This is a genomic window from Pseudomonas sp. G7(2022) (assembly GCF_052660475.1).
Map to the genome: position 1 here is coordinate 981,327 of NZ_CP109659.1, position 20,262 is coordinate 1,001,588.

Consider the following 20,262-nt stretch of genomic DNA (forward strand, 5'->3'; position numbering starts at 1 on the left):
GCGCCATGCAGTTGATTGAACATTCCGACTCGCCGCGCTACATCCGCCTGCACGAGCGGGACAACGTAGTGGTTGTGGTCAATGACCAGGGCGTGCCGGCCGGCACCGCATTTGCCGATGGCCTGGTGACGGTGGATTTTGTGCCGCAGAGTCACAAGGTCAGCCTCGTGGACATCCCCGAGGGTGGCACGGTGATTCGCTACGGCCAGATCATTGGCTACGCCTTGCAGCCGATTCCCCGTGGCAGTTGGGTCAAGGAAGATCAACTGCGCATGCCGACCGCGCCACCGCTGGACAGCCTGCCGCTGTCCACCGATGTGCCGGCCGCCCAGGCGCCGCTGGAGGGCTTCACGTTCGAGGGTTATCGCAACGCCGACGGCACCGTCGGCACGCGTAACATCCTCGGGATCACCACCACCGTGCAATGCGTCACCGGGGTGCTGGATCACGCGGTAAAACGCATCAAGGATGAACTGTTGCCGAAGTACCCCCACGTCGATGATGTGGTGGCGCTGACCCACAGTTACGGTTGCGGCGTGGCCATTACGGCCACCGACGCCTACATCCCGATCCGCACCGTGCGCAATCTGGCGCGCAACCCGAATCTCGGTGGCGAGGCGCTGGTGATCAGCCTGGGCTGCGAGAAATTGCAGGCCGGGCAGGTGATGCACGAGGACGATGCATCGGTGGACTTGAGCGAGCCATGGCTGTATCGCTTGCAGGATTCCAGTCACGGTTTCACCGAGATGATCGAGCAGATCATGGCACTGGCCGAAACCCGCCTGAAGAAGCTCGACCTGCGCCGTCGGGAAACAGTGCCGGCGTCCGAGCTGATCCTCGGCATGCAGTGCGGCGGCAGCGATGCGTTTTCCGGGATCACCGCCAACCCGGCGCTCGGTTATGCCTCTGACTTGCTGCTGCGGGCAGGGGCGACGGTGATGTTTTCCGAAGTCACTGAAGTGCGTGACGCAATTTACCTGCTGACCTCACGGGCGCAGACCAAAACCGTTGCCGAAGAGCTGGTACGTGAGATGGACTGGTACGACCGTTACCTGGCCAAGGGCGAGGCGGATCGCAGCGCCAACACCACGCCGGGCAACAAGAAGGGCGGGTTGTCGAACATTGTCGAGAAGTCGTTGGGCTCGATCGTCAAATCCGGCAGTAGCGCCATCAGCGGTGTGCTTGGCCCCGGGGAGCGGTTCAAGCAGAAGGGTTTGATCTTCTGTGCGACGCCGGCGAGTGATTTTGTCTGCGGTACGTTGCAACTGGCGGCGGGGATGAACCTGCACGTGTTCACTACCGGGCGTGGTACGCCTTATGGTCTGGCCATGGCGCCGGTGGTCAAGGTGTCGACCCGTACCGAGCTGGCGCAGCGCTGGCCGGATCTGATCGACATCGATGCCGGGCGGATTGCTACCGGACGGGCGAGCATCGAGGAATTGGGCTGGGAGTTGTTCCACTACTACCTGGATGTGGCGAGCGGCAAGCAGCAGACGTGGGCGGAGAAGCACAAGCTGCACAACGACATTACGTTGTTCAATCCGGCGCCGATTACTTGATGATCTCGGGAGGATCAAAAGCTGCCCTCACCCTAACCCTCCCGAAACGTCGGACCGCCCGGAGGGAGAGGGGACTGATCTGGGGATGCTTTAGAAAATTATCGACCTGAAAATTTCAGGCTGAATCCCAAATCGACTGGTTGATTCGGTTCGATGGGAATCGATAGTCGACTCGGTCTTCCAGGTCGATGGATGACGTAAATCACCTCGGTCGGCTCCCTCTCCCTCCGGGAGAGGGCTGGGGTGAGGGGCTTTTGGCTTTTGAGGTTAAAACGGCCCGAAGTGGCTTATCATTAGCCCCCTAACGACGCTCACCTCCAAGGCTCCCCGGCATGCTGGCAATCTTCCTCGAAACCCTGAACATCACCGCGCCGGTGTTTGCCATGCTGTTTCTGGGTGTGCTGCTCAAGCGCATCGACTGGATCAACGACAACTTCATCCACACAGCCTCTTCACTGGTATTCAACGTCAGCATGCCGGCGCTGCTGTTTCTCGGCATCCTGCATGCCGACCTGCACGCCGCGCTGCAACCGGCGCTGCTGATCTACTTCGCCCTCGCCACGCTGGCCAGTTTTGCCCTGGCCTGGGGCTGGGCGATTCTCCGCTGCCCGCGGGAAGATCGCGGCATCTACACCCAGGGCGCGTTTCGCGGCAACAACGGGGTCATCGGGCTGGCGCTGGCGGCGAGCATGTATGGCGACTACGGGATTTCCCTCGGGGCGATTCTCGCGGCGCTGGTGATCCTCTTCTACAACACCCTGTCGACCATCGTGCTGGCGGTCTACAGCCCGGTGATCAAGTCCGACCCGTGGAGCATCTGCAAAAGCGTGTTCAGCAATCCGCTGATCATCAGCGTGATCGCGGCAGCGCCGTTTGCCTGGTTCAAGATCGGTCTGCCGGGATGGCTGGAAACGTCCGGCCAGTACCTGGCGCAGACCACGCTGCCGCTGGCATTGATCTGCATCGGTGGCACGCTGTCGCTGGCGGCGCTGCGCAAAAGCGGCAGCCTGGCGCTCAGCTCGAGCCTGGTGAAGATGATCGGTCTGCCGGTGTTCGCCACGCTAGGTGCTTGGCTGTGGGGCTTTCGCGGGGCGGAGCTGGGGATTCTGTTTCTCTACTTCGGCAGCCCGACGGCGGCCGCCAGTTTTGTCATGGCCCGGGCGGCCCAGGGTAACCATGAACTGGCGGCGGCGATCATTGTGTTGACCACGTTGATGGCGGCAGTGACCACCAACGTCGGGATCTTTCTGTTGCAATGGGGCGGATGGATCTAGCCTGAGACCGGGTTTGAACGTTCGGGCCTCTTCGCGAGCAAGCCCGCTCCCACATTGGATCTGTGGCGATCACAAATCCCCTGCGGGAGCGGGCTTGCTCGCGAAGGGGTCGATCTGTCACTCAGCTTTCTGATAGGTGTCGATCACTTCCTGCGCCGCCCGAAACGCATCGATCGCCGCCGGCACCCCGGCGTACACCGCGCAATGCAGCAGCGCCTCACGGATCTCGTCGACCGTGCAACCGTTGTTCAGCGCGCCGCGCACGTGGCCCTTCAACTCTTGAGGGCACTTCAACGCGGTCAGCGCGGCGAGGGTAATCAGGCTGCGGGTCTTCAGCGGCAAACCTTCGCGATTCCACACACCGCCCCAGGCGTGTTCGTTGACGAAATCCTGCAAGGGTTGGGTGAACTCGGTGGCATTGCCCAGTGCGCGGTCGACAAACGCGTCGCCCATTACCTGACGGCGGACTTCAACCCCGGATTTCTTCGATTCGGTCATGGCACATCCCTCTTGTGGTGTTGGCGGCGCCAGGCGCGTACGGACGTGAAAAACAGAAACGTCAGCAGTGTCGGCAGCACATAAAACAGCATCAACCGTTCAAGCTTGCCGGCCAGTGGCATGCCGGTGGTGAACGACACCACGTGCAGCCCGTACGCCAGGTACAAGCCGAGCAGCAACAGGCCTTCGGCGCGGGTCACGCGATAGCCGGAGTAGAACACCGGCAGGCACAGCGTGGCCACGCCCAGCATCACCGGCAGGTCGAAACCCAGCGCGTTCGGCGACACTGACAGGGGCGTTGGCGCGATCAACGCGGTAACGCCGAGCACACCGAGCAGGTTGAACAGGTTGGCGCCGATCACGTTGCCCACGGCAATGTCGCGCTGCCCGCGCAGGGCGGCGATCAGTGAGGTGGCGAGTTCAGGCAGCGAGGTACCGACCGCGACCACGGTCAGGCCGATGACTCGCTCGGAAAAGCCCAGATCCGTGGCCACTGCGACAGCGGCGCCCAGCAGCAGATGTCCGGCGAATATCAGCATGGCCAACCCGGCGACGATCATCAGCAGGCTGGTGAACCAAGGCGCTGGCTGAGTTTGAGGATGACCGGAATGTGGCCGGGCCGAGTGGCGCGACTGGCGCAACAGCAAACCGAGGTACAACCCCAGGGCCGCCAGCAGCAGGATGCCGTCGAATCGGCCGATCTCTTCGTTCCAGGCCAGCACGAACACCAGCAGGCTGGCGCCGATCATCAACGGGATGTCGAGGCGTACCAGTTGCCGTGAGACGCGCAATGGAATGATCAGCGCCGACAGGCCGAGGGTTACGAGGATGTTGAAAATGCTGCTGCCGATCACGCTGCCGACCGCGATGTCGGGATTGTGCGTCAGGGTTGCCTGCAGACTGACCGCCATTTGCGGGGCGCTGCTGCCGAGGGCGACGATGGTCAGACCGATGATCAGCGGCCGTACATGCAGCCGCGCGGCCAGGCGCACGGCGGCGCGTACCATCAGTTCGGCACCGGCGATCAGCAGGAACAATCCGCAGAGCAGCTCAATCACTTTGATCAGCGGTAAATCGGTCAGTCCAAAAATGGTGGACGCTCCGTCAGTCGTCGAGGGCCTGCACGCGAACCCGCGCCGTGCCGCTGCCAATCATGCCGAGGCGTTCGGCGGCTTCCCGTGAAACATCGATGATGCGCCCACGGGTGTGCGGCCCGCGGTCGTTGATACGCACCACGCAGGATTTGTCGTTTTTCAGGTTGGTGACCTTCACCCGCGTGCCGAACGGCAACTGGCGATGGGCGGCGGTCAGGGAATTCTGGTTGAACGCTTCGCCGCTGGCGGTGCGTTTACCGTGGTGTTTGGCACCGTAATAGGAGGCGACGCCGGTCTGGTCGTAACCGTGCGGGTCGATGACATCGGTGCTGGCGCAACCGGCCAGCAAGGAGAGCAGGGCGCAAAGGCTGAACAGACGCTTCATTCAAGAGGTCCCGAAAACAAATGTGGGAGCGGCGGTTCGGCGCTCCGACTTGCTCGCGAAGGGGGGCTCACATTCAACATATCTGCTGACTGTTACGCCGCTTTCGCGAGCAAGCCCGCTCCCACAGGGAATGGAGCCAGGCTTTGGATCTGGCTCCGTTTGCATCAGCCTTCGAGCTTGCTTTTGAGCAGTTCGTTCACTTGCTGCGGGTTGGCCTTGCCCTTGGAGGCTTTCATGGCCTGACCGACGAAGAAGCCGAACATCTTGCCGCGCTTGGCTTCGTCTGCCGCACGGTATTGCTCGACCTGCTCGGCGTTGGCCGCGAGCATTTCGTCCAGCACCGCCGAGATCGCGCCGGTGTCGGTCACCTGCTTCAGGCCGCGTTTCTCGATGATCTCGTCCGCACTGCCTTCGCCGTTGGCCATCGCTTCGAACACCACTTTGGCAATCTTGCCGGAGATGGTGTTGTCCTTGATGCGCAACAGCATGCCGCCCAACTGCTCGGCCGAAACCGGCGAATTCTCGATATCCAGGTTCTGCTTGTTGAGCAGGCTGCCCAACTCGACCATTACCCAGTTCGCCGCCAGTTTGGCGTCGCCGCCGATGCTTGCGACTTTTTCGAAGTAGTCTGCCTGTTCACGGCTGGTGGCCAGCACGTTGGCGTCGTAGGCCGACAGACCGAAGGCACTCTGGAAGCGCTCGCGTTTCTGCGGTGGCAGCTCCGGCAGGGTGGCGCGCACGTCATTGAGGAACGAGTCCTCGATGACCACCGGCAGCAGGTCCGGATCGGGGAAGTAACGGTAGTCGTTGGCTTCTTCCTTGCTGCGCATCGGACGGGTCTCGTCCTTGTTCGGATCGTACAGACGGGTCTGCTGGATCACTTTGCCGCCGTCTTCGATCAGGTCGATCTGACGCTGGATCTCGGAGTTGATCGCCTTCTCGATGAAACGGAACGAGTTGACGTTCTTGATCTCGCAGCGAGTGCCGAACTCGACCTGACCTTTCGGACGCACCGACACGTTGCAGTCGCAACGCAGCGAGCCTTCGGCCATGTTGCCGTCGCAGATGCCCAGGTAACGCACCAGCGCGTGGATCGCCTTGACGTAGGCCACGGCTTCCTTGGCGCTGCGCATGTCAGGCTCGGACACGATTTCCAGCAGCGGCGTGCCGGCACGGTTCAGGTCGATGCCGGTGGCACCGCTGAATTCTTCGTGCAGGCTCTTGCCGGCGTCTTCTTCCAGGTGCGCACGGGTGATGCCGACGCGTTTGACCGTGCCGTCTTCGAGAGCGATGTCCAGGTGGCCCTTGCCGACAATCGGCAATTCCATCTGGCTGATCTGGTAGCCCTTCGGCAGGTCCGGGTAGAAGTAGTTCTTGCGGGCGAACACGTTGTGCTGACCGATCTCGGCGTCAATCGCCAGACCGAACATCACTGCCATGCGCACCGCTTCCTGGTTCAGCACCGGCAGCACACCGGGCATGCCCAGGTCGATCAGGCTGGCCTGGGTGTTCGGCTCGGAACCGAACTGGGTGGAACTACCGGAAAAGATTTTCGACCGGGTGGTGAGCTGGGTGTGAATCTCCAGCCCGATCACGACTTCCCATTGCATGTGTGTCTCCTCAGAAGCCGGTTGGGGTGCGGGTGTGCCAGTCAGTGTTCAACTGATACTGGTGCGCAACGTTGAGCAAACGGCCTTCCTGGAAATACGGAGCGAGCAGTTGCACGCCGACCGGCAGGCCGTCGACGAAACCGGCCGGCATCGACAGGCCCGGCAGGCCCGCGAGGTTGGCGGTGATGGTGTAGACGTCTTCCAGGTAGGCAGCGACCGGGTCGCTGTTCTTGGCGCCGAGTTTCCAGGCCGGGTTCGGCGTGGTCGGGCCGAGGATTATGTCGACTTCATTAAATGCCGTCATGAAGTCGTTTTTCACCAGGCGACGGATCTTCTGCGCTTTCAGGTAGTAGGCGTCGTAGTAACCGGCGGACAGCGCGTAGGCACCGACCATGATCCGGCGCTGTACTTCAGGCCCGAAGCCTTCGCCACGGGAGCGCTTGTACAGATCTTCCAGGTTCTTCGGGTCTGCGCAGCGGTGGCCGAAGCGCACGCCGTCGAAACGCGACAGGTTGGAAGAAGCTTCCGCCGGGGCGATCACGTAGTACGCAGGAATCGCGTGCTGCATGTTCGGCAGGCTGATGTCCTTGATCACGGCACCGAGTTTCTGCAGCTCTTTGATGCTGTTCTGGATCAGGTCGGCGATGCGCGGGTCGAGACCGGCACCGAAGTATTCCTTCGGCACGCCGATGCGCAGGCCTTGAAGCGAGCCATTCAGACCGGCGGCGTAGTCCGGCACTGGCTCATCGATGCTGGTGGAGTCGTTCGGATCGAAGCCGGCCATACCTTGCAACAAAATCGCGCAGTCTTCGGCGGTGCGAGCCAGTGGGCCGCCCTGATCGAGGCTGGAGGCGTAAGCGATCATGCCCCAGCGCGAAACACGACCGTAGGTCGGTTTCAGGCCGGTGAGGTTGGTGAACGCGGCCGGTTGACGGATCGAGCCGCCGGTGTCGGTGGCCGTGGCGGCTGGCAACAGACGAGCGGCAACTGCCGCCGCCGAACCACCGGACGAACCGCCCGGCACGTGTTCCAGGTTCCACGGGTTTTTCACCGCACCGTACCAGCTCGACTCGTTGGCCGAGCCCATGGCGAATTCGTCCATGTTGGTCTTGCCCAGGGTCACGGTGCCCGCGGCGGCCAGCTTCGACACCACGGTGGCGTCGTACGGAGCCTTGAAGTTGTCGAGCATCTTCGAGCCGCAGCTGGTGCGAATGCCCTGGGTGCAGAACAGGTCCTTGTGGGCGATCGGCGCGCCGAGCAGGGCGCCGCTCTCACCGTTGGCCCGGCGCACGTCGGCGGCTTTCGCCTGCTCGAGGGCCAGCTCTTCGGTGAGGCTGATGAAACTGTTGATCTGCGGGTCGAGCTGGGTAATGCGCGCCAGCAGGACCTTGGTCAGTTCTTCGGAAGAAAACTTTTTATCGGCGAGACCGCGGGCGATCTCGGCCAGAGTCATTTGATGCATTGCAGGCTCTTTCCCTTTAGTCGATGACTTTCGGAACCAGGTACAGGCCGTTTTCGACCGCTGGTGCGATGGACTGATAAGCCTCGCGGTGATTGCTTTCGGTCACGACGTCGGCGCGCAGGCGCTGACTGGCTTCCAGCGGGTGGGCCAGCGGCTCGATACCGTCGGTATTGACCGCCTGCATTTCGTCGACCAGCCCAAGAATGCTGTTGAGGGCCGAAGTGATTTGTGGAAGATCGGCGTCATTGAGGCCAAGGCTGGCCAGATGAGCGATTTTTTCCACGTCGGAGCGTTCTAGCGCCATCGGGTTTCTCCAGTGGAAAACAGGACGGACGGCGTCCGTGTGTTAGATTGTCGGAACACTACCGCACTTCTACGGTCATAAGGCCGCGATTGTGGGGCTTGGTGCACAGAAAAGCGGCCAATTTAACATATTGGCGCCTTGCCCAAAATCCCTGTCGTTGTTAGAGTTTGCCGCACTTTTTTACCCACGCGTTGCCTAGGGTCCCTTTCCCATGTTCAAGAAACTGCGTGGCATGTTTTCCAGCGATCTTTCCATTGACCTGGGCACTGCCAACACCCTTATTTACGTGCGCGAGCGCGGTATCGTCCTGAATGAGCCATCGGTTGTGGCCATTCGGACACACGGTAACCAGAAAAGTGTCGTTGCTGTCGGCACCGAGGCCAAGCGCATGCTCGGCCGTACGCCGGGCAACATTGCTGCCATTCGTCCGATGAAGGACGGTGTGATCGCCGACTTCAGCGTCTGCGAAAAGATGCTGCAATACTTTATCAACAAGGTTCACGAAAACAGCTTTCTGCAGCCCAGCCCTCGTGTGCTGATCTGCGTTCCATGCAAGTCCACCCAGGTTGAGCGTCGCGCCATCCGTGAATCGGCCCTTGGCGCCGGTGCCCGTGAAGTATTCCTGATCGAAGAGCCGATGGCTGCTGCGATCGGTGCCGGCCTGCCGGTTGAAGAAGCGCGCGGTTCGATGGTCGTGGATATCGGTGGCGGTACCACCGAAATCGCACTGATCTCCCTGAACGGTGTGGTCTATGCCGAATCCGTCCGCGTTGGCGGCGACCGCTTCGACGAAGCGATCATCACCTACGTGCGCCGCAACTACGGCAGCCTGATCGGCGAATCCACCGCCGAGCGCATCAAGCAGGAAATCGGCACGGCCTACCCGGGCGGCGAAGTGCGCGAAGTCGACGTTCGCGGTCGCAACCTGGCCGAAGGCGTTCCACGCGCATTCACCCTGAACTCCAACGAAGTGCTGGAAGCTCTGCAAGAGTCCCTGGCCACCATCGTTCAGGCCGTGAAAAGCGCCCTGGAACAATCGCCGCCGGAACTGGCTTCCGATATCGCCGAGCGTGGCCTGGTGCTGACCGGTGGTGGCGCACTGCTGCGTGACCTCGACAAGCTGCTGGCCCAGGAAACCGGTCTGCCGGTGATCGTTGCCGAAGATCCGCTGACCTGTGTTGCCCGCGGCGGTGGCCGTGCACTGGAAATGATGGACAAGCACACCATGGACCTGCTCTCCAGCGAATAAGTCGCCGGGTGCAATACGTGGGTGAGCGCACAGGCAGCACTTTGCAGTGCTGCCTGTTGGCGTTTATCTTCTGTCAGTCTTCATCCAGGCCGGTTTGATGCCGTATGAATAAACAGAACATTTGCCTGGGAGGAGCGGCTTATTAAACCGCTTTTCGCCAAGGGCCCCTCACTGGGCGTGCGCCTGTTGGTGCTGGCCGTGCTGTCGGTCGCACTGATGGTGGTCGATGCCCGTTTCAGCCTGCTCAAGCCTGCCCGCAGCCAGATGTCGCTGGTGCTGATGGACGCTTACTGGATCACAGATCTGCCCGGCAGGCTGTGGGAAGGTGTCGCCAGTCAGTTCGGCAGCCGCACCGAGCTTGTCGCCGAAAACGAAAAACTCAAGACCGAGAACCTGCTGTTGCAGGGGCGCATGCAAAAGCTTGCCGCCCTCACCGAGCAGAACGTTCGTCTGCGCGAGTTGCTCAATTCCTCCGCGCTGGTCAACGAGAAGGTCGAAGTGGCCGAGCTGATCGGCATGGACCCGAACCCCTTCACCCATCGCATCATCATCAATAAAGGTGAGCGCGACGGCGTGGTGCTCGGTCAGCCGGTGCTCGATGCACGTGGCCTGATGGGGCAGGTGGTCGAACTGATGCCGTACACCTCCCGTGTATTGCTGCTGACCGACTCGACCCACAGTATTCCTGTGCAGGTGAACCGTAACGGTCTGCGGGCGATTGCCAGCGGCACCGGTAACCCTGAACGTCTGGAACTGCGCCATGTGGCCGATACCGCCGATGTCAAGGAAGGCGATCTGCTGGTCAGCTCCGGCCTGGGTCAGCGCTTCCCGGCCGGCTACCCGGTGGCGACGGTCAAGGAAGTGATCCACGATTCCGGCCAGCCATTTGCCATTGTCCGCGCCGTACCGACTGCCGCCTTGAACCGCAGCCGCTACTTGCTGCTGGTGTTCAGTGACAACCGTACGGCTGAAGAGCGTGCCAACGATGCGGCGCAGGCTCAGGAAAATCTTGATGCATTTGGTGGTGGGCCGGTTGTTCCGGCGACCGTGCCGAAAACGGTGAATACCCAGACTGCGACGCCTGCAGCAACGACGGCCACACCTGCCGCAGCACCCGCCAGCGCCACGCCAGCCAAACCTGCTGCAGGCAAGCCGCCAGCGACGCCGGCCAAACCGCCCGCAGCGGCCAGCAAGCCACCGGCCGCTCAGCCTGCCAGCGCTCGGCCGGCCGCCAAACCGCCGGTCACTGCACCGGCCACCACCGGGGGACGAGAATAATGGTCGGTGTCAAAGCCTCCCGAAACGGCTGGATCGTCTGGCTGACCTTTCTGATCGGCATGCTGCTCAGTGTGTCGCCGTTGCCGCAGTTCATGGAAATCCTCCGCCCGCTGTGGCTGGCGTTGCTCCTCGCATTCTGGGCGCTGTACATGCCGCAGATGATCGGCATGGTGACGGCTTTCTGCCTGGGGCTGGCCGAGGACGTGCTTTATGGCACGTTGCTGGGGCAGAACGCCTTGATCCTGACCTTGATCACATTCCTGGTGCTCTCGTTGCAACAGCGCCTGCGGATGTTCCCGATGTGGCAGCAGAGCCTGGTGATCCTGGTGATCTTCGGCCTCGCTCAACTTGTACAGCTCTGGCTCAGCGCCTTGACTGGCAATCGTCAGCCGACCCTGGCGCTGGTCCTGCCGGCGCTGGTCAGTGCCTTGCTCTGGCCCTGGGTCAGCTTCGCTTTGCGCGGATTGCGCCGACGCTACAAAATCAACTGATTCGGTCAGGCATGGGCCCGTACCGGTGCCATGAGGCAGGGCACTCAACAGGGAGATGTTTGGATGAAGCCGCTTTATCTCGCCTCAGGATCGCCGCGTCGGCGTGAGTTGCTCACGCAGATCGGCGTCCCGTTTACCGCCATCAGCGCGGATATCGATGAGACTCCTCTTGCCAATGAATCCCCGTCGGCCTATGTCGAGCGCCTCGCGCGTGGCAAGGCCGAGGCCGGGCGGCGCTCTGTCGTCTGCGACACGCCATTTTGTGTGTTGGGCGCCGACACTGCAGTGGTGCTGGACGGCAAAATTCTTGGCAAACCGGTGGACGAAGCCGACGCATGCGCCATGCTGATGATGTTGTCCGGCAAGGAACACGAAGTGCTCACCGCCATCTCCGTGCTCGACGGGGACCGTTGCGAGTCTCAAGTGGTGCGCAGCCTGGTACGGTTCCGGGCGATCAGCCGTGAAGAAGCCGCGGCCTACTGGGCCAGTGGCGAACCTCGGGACAAGGCCGGCGGTTACGGCATTCAGGGGCTCGGCGCGGTGTTCGTTGCCGGTCTCAACGGCAGTTATTCGGCCGTGGTCGGTTTGCCGGTGTGCGAAAGCGCAGAACTGCTCGGTCATTTCGGCATACCCTGTTGGCAAAAACCGAGTGCGCAGTAACCGTCGAACAGATCAAGATGCGGCCATCATTGTGAACATGCCTGAACGAGACCCTGCCATGAGTGAAGAGATTCTGATCAACATCACGCCGATGGAATCGCGCGTGGCGGTGGTCGAAAACGGTGTGCTGCAAGAAGTGCATGTCGAGCGCACGCAAAAACGCGGGATCGTCGGCAACATCTATAAAGGCAAGGTCGTGCGGGTACTGCCGGGCATGCAGGCGGCATTTGTCGACATCGGCCTGGATCGTGCGGCATTCATTCACGCCTCGGAAATCTCCCTGCGTGAAGGCCCGGCAGTGGAAAGCATCAGCGCGCTGGTGCATGAGGGCCAAAGCCTGGTGGTGCAGGTGACCAAGGACCCGATCGGCTCCAAAGGGGCGCGTCTGACCACTCAGCTGTCGATTCCTTCGCGCTATCTGGTCTACATGCCGCGCACGGCCCACGTTGGCATTTCCCTGAAGATCGAAGACGAAGCCGAACGAGAGCGCTTGAAGCAGGTGGTCAGCGATTGTGTGGCCAAGGAAGGGATCAAGGAGGCGGGCGGCTTCATCCTGCGTACCGCCGCCGAAGGTGCCGGGGCCGATGAGATCCTGATGGACATCCGCTACCTGCGACGCCTGTGGGATCAGATCAACGAGCAGATCAAGACCGTCGGCGCACCGAGTGTGATCTACGAAGACCTCGGCCTGGCCCTGCGCACCCTGCGGGATCTGGTCAGCCCCAAGATCGAGAAGATCCGCATCGACTCCCGGGAAACCTTTCAGAAAACCACGCAGTTCGTCGCCGAACTGATGCCGGAAATCGCCGATCGTCTGGAACACTACCCGGGCGAGCGGCCGATCTTCGACCTGTATGGCGTCGAAGACGAAATCCAGAAGGCCCTTGAGCGCAAGGTGCCGCTGAAGTCCGGCGGTTATCTGGTGGTGGATCCGGCAGAAGCCATGACCACCATCGACGTGAACACCGGGGCGTTCGTCGGACATCGCAACCTCGAAGAAACAATCTTCAAGACCAACCTCGAAGCCGCCACCGCGATTGCCCGGCAGATGCGCCTGCGCAATCTGGGCGGGATCATCATCATCGACTTCATCGACATGGAAGATGAAGAACACCAGCGTCAGGTTCTGCGAACCCTGGAAAAACAGCTGGAGCGCGATCACGCCAAGACCAACATCATCGGCATCACCGAGCTCGGTCTGGTGCAGATGACCCGCAAGCGCACCCGTGAAAGCCTCGAACAGGTACTGTGTGAGCCTTGCAGCAGTTGCCAGGGCCGGGGCAAGCTGAAAACCCCGGAAACCATCTGTTACGAGATCTTCCGCGAGATCCTGCGCGAAGCCCGGGCCTATCAGGCCGAGGGTTACCGCGTGCTGGCGAACCAGAAAGTCGTCGACCGTTTGCTCGATGAAGAATCCGGCAACGTTGCCGAGCTTGAAGGGTTTATTGGCCGCACCATACGCTTCCAGGTGGAAACCATGTATTCCCAGGAACAATATGACGTGGTGCTGCTCTGATCCCCTGCGTCACCTTTTTCCTGAAACGGCTGGCCTCAGCTTTTTGCAGCATTTTTGCCATGGGAGCCAACTGACATGGAACGTCTGACACGCATTCTGGCCGCACTGACCCGCTGGGGTCTGGGCCTGTGCGCGTTGATTCTGGTGTTGATGGCGTTGTACGTCAGCCTCGGCCGGGAACTCGCACCGCTCGTGGCCGAATATCGCGCCGACATCGAAGACAAGGCCAGCGCCGCTCTGGGTATGCCGTTGCAGATCGGAGAGCTTGAAGGCAACTGGAGCGGATTTGCACCGATCCTGTTGGCTCACGATGTCATGGTCGGCGACGGCGCCAATGCCTTGCGCCTGGACCGGGTGCGCGCGGTGCCGGATCTGTGGGCCAGTCTGCTGGCCCGTGAAGTGCGCATCGCTCATCTTGAACTCAACGGCCTGAAGATCAGCCTCAAGGAAGGCGAGGATGGTCATTGGGCGCTGGAAGGCCTGCCGGTGCAGCAGGATCAGCCGATGGATCCCGAGCAACTGTTCAATCGCATGCAAATGGTCCAGCAACTGTCGGTGCTCGACAGTCAGGTGACCTTGCTGCCGCTGGACCAGGCGCCGCTGACGCTCACTTATGTCGGACTCAATCTCAAGACAGGTGCCAATCGGCAACGCCTCGACGCTCGGCTGACATTGCCCGACGGACACCCCGTGGCGCTGAGCCTGCGCACGCGGATTCGTCCGAGTCAGTGGCAGAACAGCGAAGTGGAAGGTTATGTCAGCCTGCCGCAGAGCGACTGGTCGAAATGGCTGCCCGAGCGCATAACCCAGCAATGGAATTTCTCCGAGATCAAGGCCGGTGGCGAGCTGTGGGTCGACTGGCGCGAGGGGGCGTTGCAGAGCGCTGCGATCCGTCTCAATGCGCCGCAATTGACCGGTGCCTACGCTGAGCGCAAGCCGATCCAGATCCACAATCTGGCGCTCAACGGCTACTTCCAGCGCGGTCCCGAGGGGGCCACTGTCACGCTTGATTCGCTGGCGATGAATGTCGGTGAAACCCGCTGGGAATCCCATGTCCAGATCAAACAGACCGCCGCCACCGACAAAACCGAAGAACTCTGGCATCTGCAGGCTGACCGCCTCGACCTGACCCCGATCACACCTTTGCTCAATGCCCTCGGACCTTTGCCCCAAGGCTTCGCCACCGTGGTCGAGCGCCTGAAAGTGACCGGCGGTCTGCGTAACGTGCTGCTGGATTTCCGTCCGAATGCCACCGACGACAGCAAATTCAGCTTCGCCGCCAACCTCGATCAAGTCGGCTTCGACGCCTACCACGGCGCGCCGGCGGCACGGAATGTCAGCGGCAGCCTTACCGGCAATCTCGGCGGCGGCGAGCTGCGCATGGACAGCAAGGATTTCGTCCTGCACCTCGATCCGATTTTCGCCAAGCCGTGGCAATACATTCAGGCCAACGCCCGGTTGACCTGGAAGCTCGACAAAGAAGGTTTCACCCTGATCGCGCCGTACCTGAAGGTGCTCGGCGAAGAGGGCAAGATTGCCGGCGATTTCCTGATCCGTCTGCATTTCGATCATACCCAGGAAGACTACATGGACCTGCGGGTCGGTCTGGTGGACGGTGATGGTCGTTACACCGCCAAGTACCTGCCCGAAGTCTTGAGCCCGGCCCTCGACGAGTGGCTGCGCTCGGCGATTCTCAAAGGCTCGGTGGAACAGGGGTTCTTCCAGTACCAGGGCTCACTGAACAAGGGGGCCGGAGACGCGGACCGCAGCATCAGCCTGTTTTTCAAGGTGCACGACGCCGAGCTGGCGTTCCAGCCAGGCTGGCCGCACGTGAGCAAGGTCAGCGGCGACGTGTTCATCGAAGACAGCGGGGTACGGATCGTCGCCAGCGAAGGCCAGTTGCTCGACACCCGGGTCAACGATGTCTTCGTCAACATCCCCCATGTGCCGAGCGGCGAGCACAGCCACCTGTTCCTCGATGGCGGGTTCGCCGGAGGCCTGGGCGACGGCCTGAAGATTCTTCAGGAAGCGCCGATCGGCACTGCCGACACTTTCGCTGGCTGGGAAGGCGATGGCGATCTGCAAGGCAAGCTCAAACTGGATGTACCGTTGGCCAAGGGCGATCAGCCGAAAATTCTTGTGGACTTCAAAACGGCCAATGCGCGATTGAAACTGGCCGAGCCGAAGCTGGAGCTTAGCCAGCTCAAGGGCGATTTCCGTTTTGACAGCACCAAGGGCCTGAGCGGCCAGAACATCAGTGCCCGGGCCTTCGACAAACCGGTCACCGCACAGATTTTCGCCGATGGCGGCCCCGGCAAGCTCAAGACTCGCGTGGCGGCGTCAGGGCAGGTCGAGGTCAAGAAACTCACGGACTGGCTGAGTGTGACTCAGCCGTTGCCGGTATCCGGGACGATTCCTTATCAGCTGCAAGTGAATCTTGACGGTGCCGACAGTCAATTGATGGTCAGTTCCAATCTGAAAGGGGTGGCGGTGGACCTGCCCGCTCCGTTCGGCCTGAACGCCAGCACCGGGCGTGACACGGTGTTCCGCATGACGCTGCAAGGGCAGGAGCGGCGCTACTGGGTCAACTACGATCAATTGGCCAACTTCACCTTTGCGGCGCCACCGAACAGTTTCGCCGATGGTCGAGGCGAGTTGTTTCTCGGTGTCGGCGAGGCGGTACTGCCTGGCAACAAAGGCTTGCGGGTGCGCGGCGTGTTATCCGAGCTGGACGTCAAACCCTGGCAGGATCTGGTGGAAAAATACGCCGGACAGGATCCCGGCGGCAGTGCCAAGCAATTGCTCAGCAGTGCGGACTTCAAGGTCGGCAAGCTCACGGCGTTCGGCACAACACTGGATCAGGCGGCGGTGCAATTGAACCGCAAGCCCGATGCCTGGGCCCTGGCGCTCGACAGTCAGCAAGCCAAAGGCACGGCGAGCTTGCCCGATGCCAAGGGCGCGCCGATTGCCGTCAATCTGCAATACGTGCGACTGCCGGCGCCGGATCCATCGGTCCAGGCCGACGAAAATTCACCGGACCCGTTAGTCTCGGTCGATCCAACCAAAATCCCGGCGCTGGACATCACCGTCAATCAGCTGTTTCTGGGGCCGGATCTGGTCGGTGGCTGGTCACTGAAAGTGCGACCGACCGCCAAAGGCATTGCCTTGAACAATCTCGATCTGGGCCTCAAAGGCATCCTGTTGCAGGGCAACGGCGGCTGGGAAGGGACGCCCGGTGCCACGACCAGTTGGTACAAGGGCCGGATCGGCGGCAAGAACCTCGCCGATGTGCTCAAGGGCTGGGGCTTTGCGCCAAGCGTGACCAGCGAAGAATTCCACATGGACGTCGACGGACGTTGGCCGGGTTCGCCGGCATGGCTGGCCACCAAGCGTTTCTCCGGCTCGCTCGATGCGTCGCTGAACAAGGGCCAGTTCGTCGAAGTCGAGGGCGGTGCCCAGGCGTTGCGAGTGTTCGGTCTGCTCAATTTCAACTCCATCGGTCGCCGGTTGCGTCTGGACTTTTCCGACCTGTTCGGCAAAGGCTTGAGCTATGACCGGGTCAAGGGATTGCTGGTAGCGAACAATGGCGTTTACGTGACGCAGGAGCCGATCAAGCTCACCGGGCCGTCGAGCAATCTGGAACTCAATGGCACGCTGGATCTGGTCGGCGATCAGGTCGACGCCAAATTGTTGGTGACCTTGCCGGTGACCAACAACCTGCCGATCGCCGCGCTGATCGTCGGTGCTCCGGCGGTCGGTGGGGCGCTGTTCCTGATCGACAAGCTGATCGGTGACCGCGTGGCGCGGTTCGCCAGCGTCAAATACACCGTCAAAGGCCCGTGGAAAGAGCCGAAAATCACCTTCGACAAGCCTTTTTGAACAGCCAGCCCCTGAACCGATGGAGTAGCATGGCCGCATACCTCTTGCGGAGTGCGCCATGTCTTTAGCGGTGATTCAAATGGTCAGCCAGAGCGATGTGCTGGCCAATCTGCGCGATGCCCGACGTTTGCTCGAACAAGCGGCCAACGCTGGCGCGAAGCTGGCGGTACTGCCGGAAAACTTCGCCGCCATGGGCCGTCGCGACATCGCCGATATCGGCCGCGCCGAAGCCCTCGGTGAAGGCCCGATCCTGCCGTGGTTGAAACAGACCGCCCGCGACCTCAAGTTATGGATAGTGGCCGGCACCTTGCCGTTGCCGCCCGTGGGGCAGCCCGAAGCCAAGTCTCATGCCTGCTCGTTGTTGGTAGACGATCAGGGCGAATTTGTTGCCCGCTATGACAAGTTGCACCTGTTCGATGTGGACGTGGCGGACAATCGCGGCCGTTACCGCGAATCCGATGACTATGCTTACGGCAGTGGTGTGGTCTTGGCGGATACCCCGGTCGGCCGGCTCGGCCTGACGGTGTGTTACGACCTGCGTTTCCCGGAGTTGTACAGTGAGCTGCGGGCTGCCGGGGCTGAGCTGATTACCGCGCCGTCGGCTTTCACCGCTGTGACAGGGGCGGCGCACTGGGATGTGTTGATTCGCGCACGGGCTATTGAAACCCAGTGCTATGTGCTGGCGGCCGCTCAAGGCGGGACACATCCAGGGCCGCGGGAAACCTTTGGCCACGGGGCGATTGTCGATCCGTGGGGGCGCGTGCTGGCGCAGCAGGAACAAGGCGAAGCCGTGTTGCTGGCCGAGCGTGACAGTGACGAACAGGCGTCCATCCGGGCGCGCATGCCGGTGACGAATCATCGGCGGTTTTTTTCGCAGGGCGCCCAGCGACCTGCTTCAGAACACGAATTTAAGGCGTAAAACCTATGAGCGAGTTGTTGTCCTCAGTCAGTGATCACCTGTTGGCGCCCGGCGGCGTGACGATCGAGAGCCTGCAAGGCGTGCTCGGTGATCTGGCGGGTCCAGGCATCGATGCGGCCGACCTGTATTTCCAGGGGCAGATTTCCGAGTCCTGGTCGCTGGAAGACGGCATCGTCAAGGAAGGCAGTTTCAACCTCGACCAGGGTGTCGGCGTGCGGGCCCAGTCCGGGGAGAAAACCGGTTTTGCCTACAGCAACGCGATCACCCTCGAAGCGCTCGGCGCGGCGGCCCGTGCGGCTCGTTCGATTTCTCGCGCCGGGCAGAACGGAACGGTGCAGGCGTTCAGCACCCAGGACGTCGCCCAGTTGTATGCGCCGGACAACCCGTTGGAAGTGCTGAGCCGCGCTGAAAAAGTTGAACTGCTCAAGCGCATCGACGTGGCGACTCGCGCCCTCGACCCGCGTATCCAACAGGTCAGCGTGAGCATGGCCGGGGTCTGGGAGCGGATTCTGGTGGCTTCAACCGATGGCGGTCTGGCTGCCGACGTGCGGCCGCTGGTGCGTTTCAACGTCAGTGTGATCGTCGAGCAGAATGGCCGTCGCGAGCGCGGCGGACACGGCGGTGGCGGGCGTACCGACTACCGTTATTTCCTCGCCGAAGACCGCGCCATGGGCTATGCCCGTGAAGCGTTGCGCCAGGCGCTGGTGAATCTGGAAGCGATTCCGGCACCGGCCGGCACCTTGCCGGTGGTTCTGGGGTCGGGCTGGTCCGGTGTGCTGCTGCACGAAGCGGTCGGCCATGGTCTGGAAGGCGATTTCAATCGCAAGGGCAGTTCGGCCTACAGCGGTCGCATGGGCGAAATGGTTGCATCCAAACTTTGCACCATCGTCGATGACGGCACGTTGGCCGGTCGTCGTGGTTCCCTGAGCGTCGACGACGAAGGTACCCCGACCGAGTGCACTACGCTGATCGAAAACGGCGTGCTCAAGGGCTACATGCAGGACAAGCTCAATGCGCGCCTGATGGGCGTAGCCCGCACGGGCAACGGTCGCCGCGAATCCTACGCGCACCTGCCGATGCCGCGGATGACCAATACCTACATGCTCGGCGGCCAGAGCGATCCGGCGGAAATCATCGCGTCGGTGAAGAAAGGCATCTACTGCGCCAACCTCGGTGGCGGTCAGGTCGACATCACCAGCGGCAAGTTCGTGTTTTCCACCAGCGAGGCTTACCTGATCGAGGACGGCAAGATCACCGCGCCGGTCAAAGGCGCGACGTTGATCGGCAATGGTCCGGAAGCGATGAGCCGGGTGTCGATGGTCGGTAACGATCTGGCGCTGGACAGCGGTGTGGGCACATGCGGCAAGGACGGGCAGTCGGTGCCGGTGGGTGTCGGTCAGCCGACCCTGAAAATCGATGCGATCACCGTGGGTGGCACGGGCGCATAAGAAGGGATGGAGCTTCGGGTGGCGCGCAGTGCGGCCACCCGGTGGCGAATATCAGCGCAGACCGCGTTGAGTCTCGTCCAGCTCACGGATGTACTTGAAGATCTTGCGGCTCGAGGCAGGAGGTTTGTTTTGCGCAACCTCGTGCTGGGCCTGACGGATCAGGGAACGCAGTTGCTGGCGGTCGGCGTCCGGGTAATCGACGACGAATTTCTCCAGCACGGCATCGTCACCGGCGATCAGGCGGTCACGCCAGCGTTCGAGGTTGTGGAAACGCTCGTTGTACTGACGGGTCGAGGCATCGAGTTGATCGAGCAAGGTGAGAATGGCGTCAGTGTCCTGATCGCGCATCAGTTTGCCGATGAACTGCAAGTGCCGTTTACGCGCGATGTTCGCGGTGTGCTTGGGCGCATCGGCCAGGGCCCGGCGCAAAGCGTCGGTCAATGGCAGTTTCGCCTGCAAGTCGGGCTTGAGCGTTGTAAGGCGCTCGCCAAGGTCAACCAGAGCATGCAGCTCGCGTTTGACCTGGGATTTGCTTTTTTCTCCCGTATCGAGGGAGTCGTCGTAAGAATCAACCATGGTGGCAGTCCGCAAAGAAACGCCGCCATGATAACCAGTCGGGGGCCGCTTGTCCGGCCC

General features: G+C 61.6%; 17 protein-coding genes. 10 read left to right on the plus strand and 7 right to left on the minus strand.

Annotation, left to right across the window (positions count from 1 at the left end):
- Positions 1–5 precede the first annotated feature (5 nt).
- On the plus strand, positions 6–1,559 hold the full coding sequence (gene garD, locus NE357_RS04265) for a galactarate dehydratase (protein WP_169428850.1): 1,554 nt from the start codon (positions 6–8) through the stop codon (positions 1,557–1,559).
- 332 nt (positions 1,560–1,891) lie between these two features.
- On the plus strand, positions 1,892–2,833 hold the full coding sequence (locus NE357_RS04270; RefSeq protein ID WP_169428851.1) for an AEC family transporter: 942 nt from the start codon (positions 1,892–1,894) through the stop codon (positions 2,831–2,833).
- Between the two features lie 117 nt (positions 2,834–2,950).
- Here the strand turns inward: NE357_RS04270 and NE357_RS04275 are convergent, their stop codons facing one another.
- The 6 genes from NE357_RS04275 to gatC all read right to left on the minus strand — a co-directional run bounded on the left by NE357_RS04275 (position 2,951) and on the right by gatC (position 8,186).
- Positions 2,951–3,331 (minus strand): carboxymuconolactone decarboxylase family protein, encoded by a 381-nt coding sequence (locus tag NE357_RS04275; RefSeq protein WP_169428852.1) that lies wholly within the window; start codon positions 3,329–3,331, stop codon positions 2,951–2,953.
- On the minus strand, positions 3,328–4,389 hold the full coding sequence (locus NE357_RS04280) for a calcium/sodium antiporter (protein WP_169428853.1): 1,062 nt from the start codon (positions 4,387–4,389) through the stop codon (positions 3,328–3,330). Before NE357_RS04280 ends, NE357_RS04275 begins: the two co-directional genes overlap by 4 nt.
- A 46-nt stretch (positions 4,390–4,435) precedes the next feature.
- Entirely contained in the window at positions 4,436–4,810 is a 375-nt protein-coding gene (locus tag NE357_RS04285; protein ID WP_169428854.1) for a septal ring lytic transglycosylase RlpA family protein, read from the minus strand.
- 164 nt (positions 4,811–4,974) lie between these two features.
- Complete coding sequence (gene gatB / locus NE357_RS04290; RefSeq protein WP_169428855.1) at positions 4,975–6,420, minus strand: Asp-tRNA(Asn)/Glu-tRNA(Gln) amidotransferase subunit GatB; 1,446 nt, start codon at positions 6,418–6,420, stop codon at positions 4,975–4,977.
- Positions 6,421–6,430: 10 nt separating this feature from the next.
- Positions 6,431–7,882: an Asp-tRNA(Asn)/Glu-tRNA(Gln) amidotransferase subunit GatA gene (gene gatA, locus NE357_RS04295; protein ID WP_169428856.1), complete on the minus strand. Its 1,452-nt coding sequence runs from the start codon at positions 7,880–7,882 to the stop codon at positions 6,431–6,433.
- Positions 7,883–7,898: 16 nt separating this feature from the next.
- Positions 7,899–8,186, minus strand: coding sequence for an Asp-tRNA(Asn)/Glu-tRNA(Gln) amidotransferase subunit GatC (gene gatC, locus NE357_RS04300; RefSeq protein WP_169428857.1), 288 nt, complete (start codon positions 8,184–8,186; stop codon positions 7,899–7,901).
- A 211-nt stretch (positions 8,187–8,397) separates the two neighbouring features.
- On the opposite strand from gatC, the gene mreB reads away from it, so the two are divergent.
- The 8 genes from mreB (at position 8,398) to tldD (ending at position 19,626) form a co-directional block, all read left to right on the plus strand.
- The gene (gene mreB, locus NE357_RS04305; RefSeq protein ID WP_002555108.1) at positions 8,398–9,435 is read left to right on the plus strand and encodes a rod shape-determining protein MreB; all 1,038 of its coding nucleotides are present in this window, start codon (positions 8,398–8,400) and stop codon (positions 9,433–9,435) included.
- A 177-nt stretch (positions 9,436–9,612) separates the two neighbouring features.
- Entirely contained in the window at positions 9,613–10,713 is a 1,101-nt protein-coding gene (gene mreC, locus NE357_RS04310; RefSeq protein WP_249314374.1) for a rod shape-determining protein MreC, read from the plus strand.
- Positions 10,713–11,204: a rod shape-determining protein MreD gene (gene mreD, locus NE357_RS04315; RefSeq protein WP_065260837.1), complete on the plus strand. Its 492-nt coding sequence runs from the start codon at positions 10,713–10,715 to the stop codon at positions 11,202–11,204. Before mreC ends, mreD begins: the two co-directional genes overlap by 1 nt.
- A gap of 63 nt (positions 11,205–11,267) precedes the next feature.
- Positions 11,268–11,864 (plus strand): Maf family protein, encoded by a 597-nt coding sequence (locus tag NE357_RS04320; protein WP_169428858.1) that lies wholly within the window; start codon positions 11,268–11,270, stop codon positions 11,862–11,864.
- A gap of 58 nt (positions 11,865–11,922) precedes the next feature.
- Complete coding sequence (rng, locus tag NE357_RS04325) at positions 11,923–13,380, plus strand: ribonuclease G (RefSeq protein ID WP_169428859.1); 1,458 nt, start codon at positions 11,923–11,925, stop codon at positions 13,378–13,380.
- Between the two features lie 75 nt (positions 13,381–13,455).
- Entirely contained in the window at positions 13,456–17,259 is a 3,804-nt protein-coding gene (locus NE357_RS04330) for a YhdP family protein (RefSeq protein ID WP_169428860.1), read from the plus strand.
- A gap of 58 nt (positions 17,260–17,317) precedes the next feature.
- A complete protein-coding gene (locus NE357_RS04335; RefSeq protein WP_169428861.1) occupies positions 17,318–18,178 on the plus strand; it encodes a carbon-nitrogen hydrolase family protein in 861 nt (286 codons plus the stop codon).
- A 5-nt stretch (positions 18,179–18,183) separates the two neighbouring features.
- Positions 18,184–19,626 carry a metalloprotease TldD gene (tldD, locus tag NE357_RS04340; protein ID WP_085711794.1) on the plus strand — a complete coding sequence of 481 codons (1,443 nt, stop codon included), beginning with the start codon at positions 18,184–18,186 and terminating at the stop codon, positions 19,624–19,626.
- A gap of 51 nt (positions 19,627–19,677) precedes the next feature.
- Here the strand turns inward: tldD and yjgA are convergent, their stop codons facing one another.
- Entirely contained in the window at positions 19,678–20,202 is a 525-nt protein-coding gene (gene yjgA, locus NE357_RS04345; protein WP_007953598.1) for a ribosome biogenesis factor YjgA, read from the minus strand.
- Positions 20,203–20,262 lie beyond the last annotated feature (60 nt).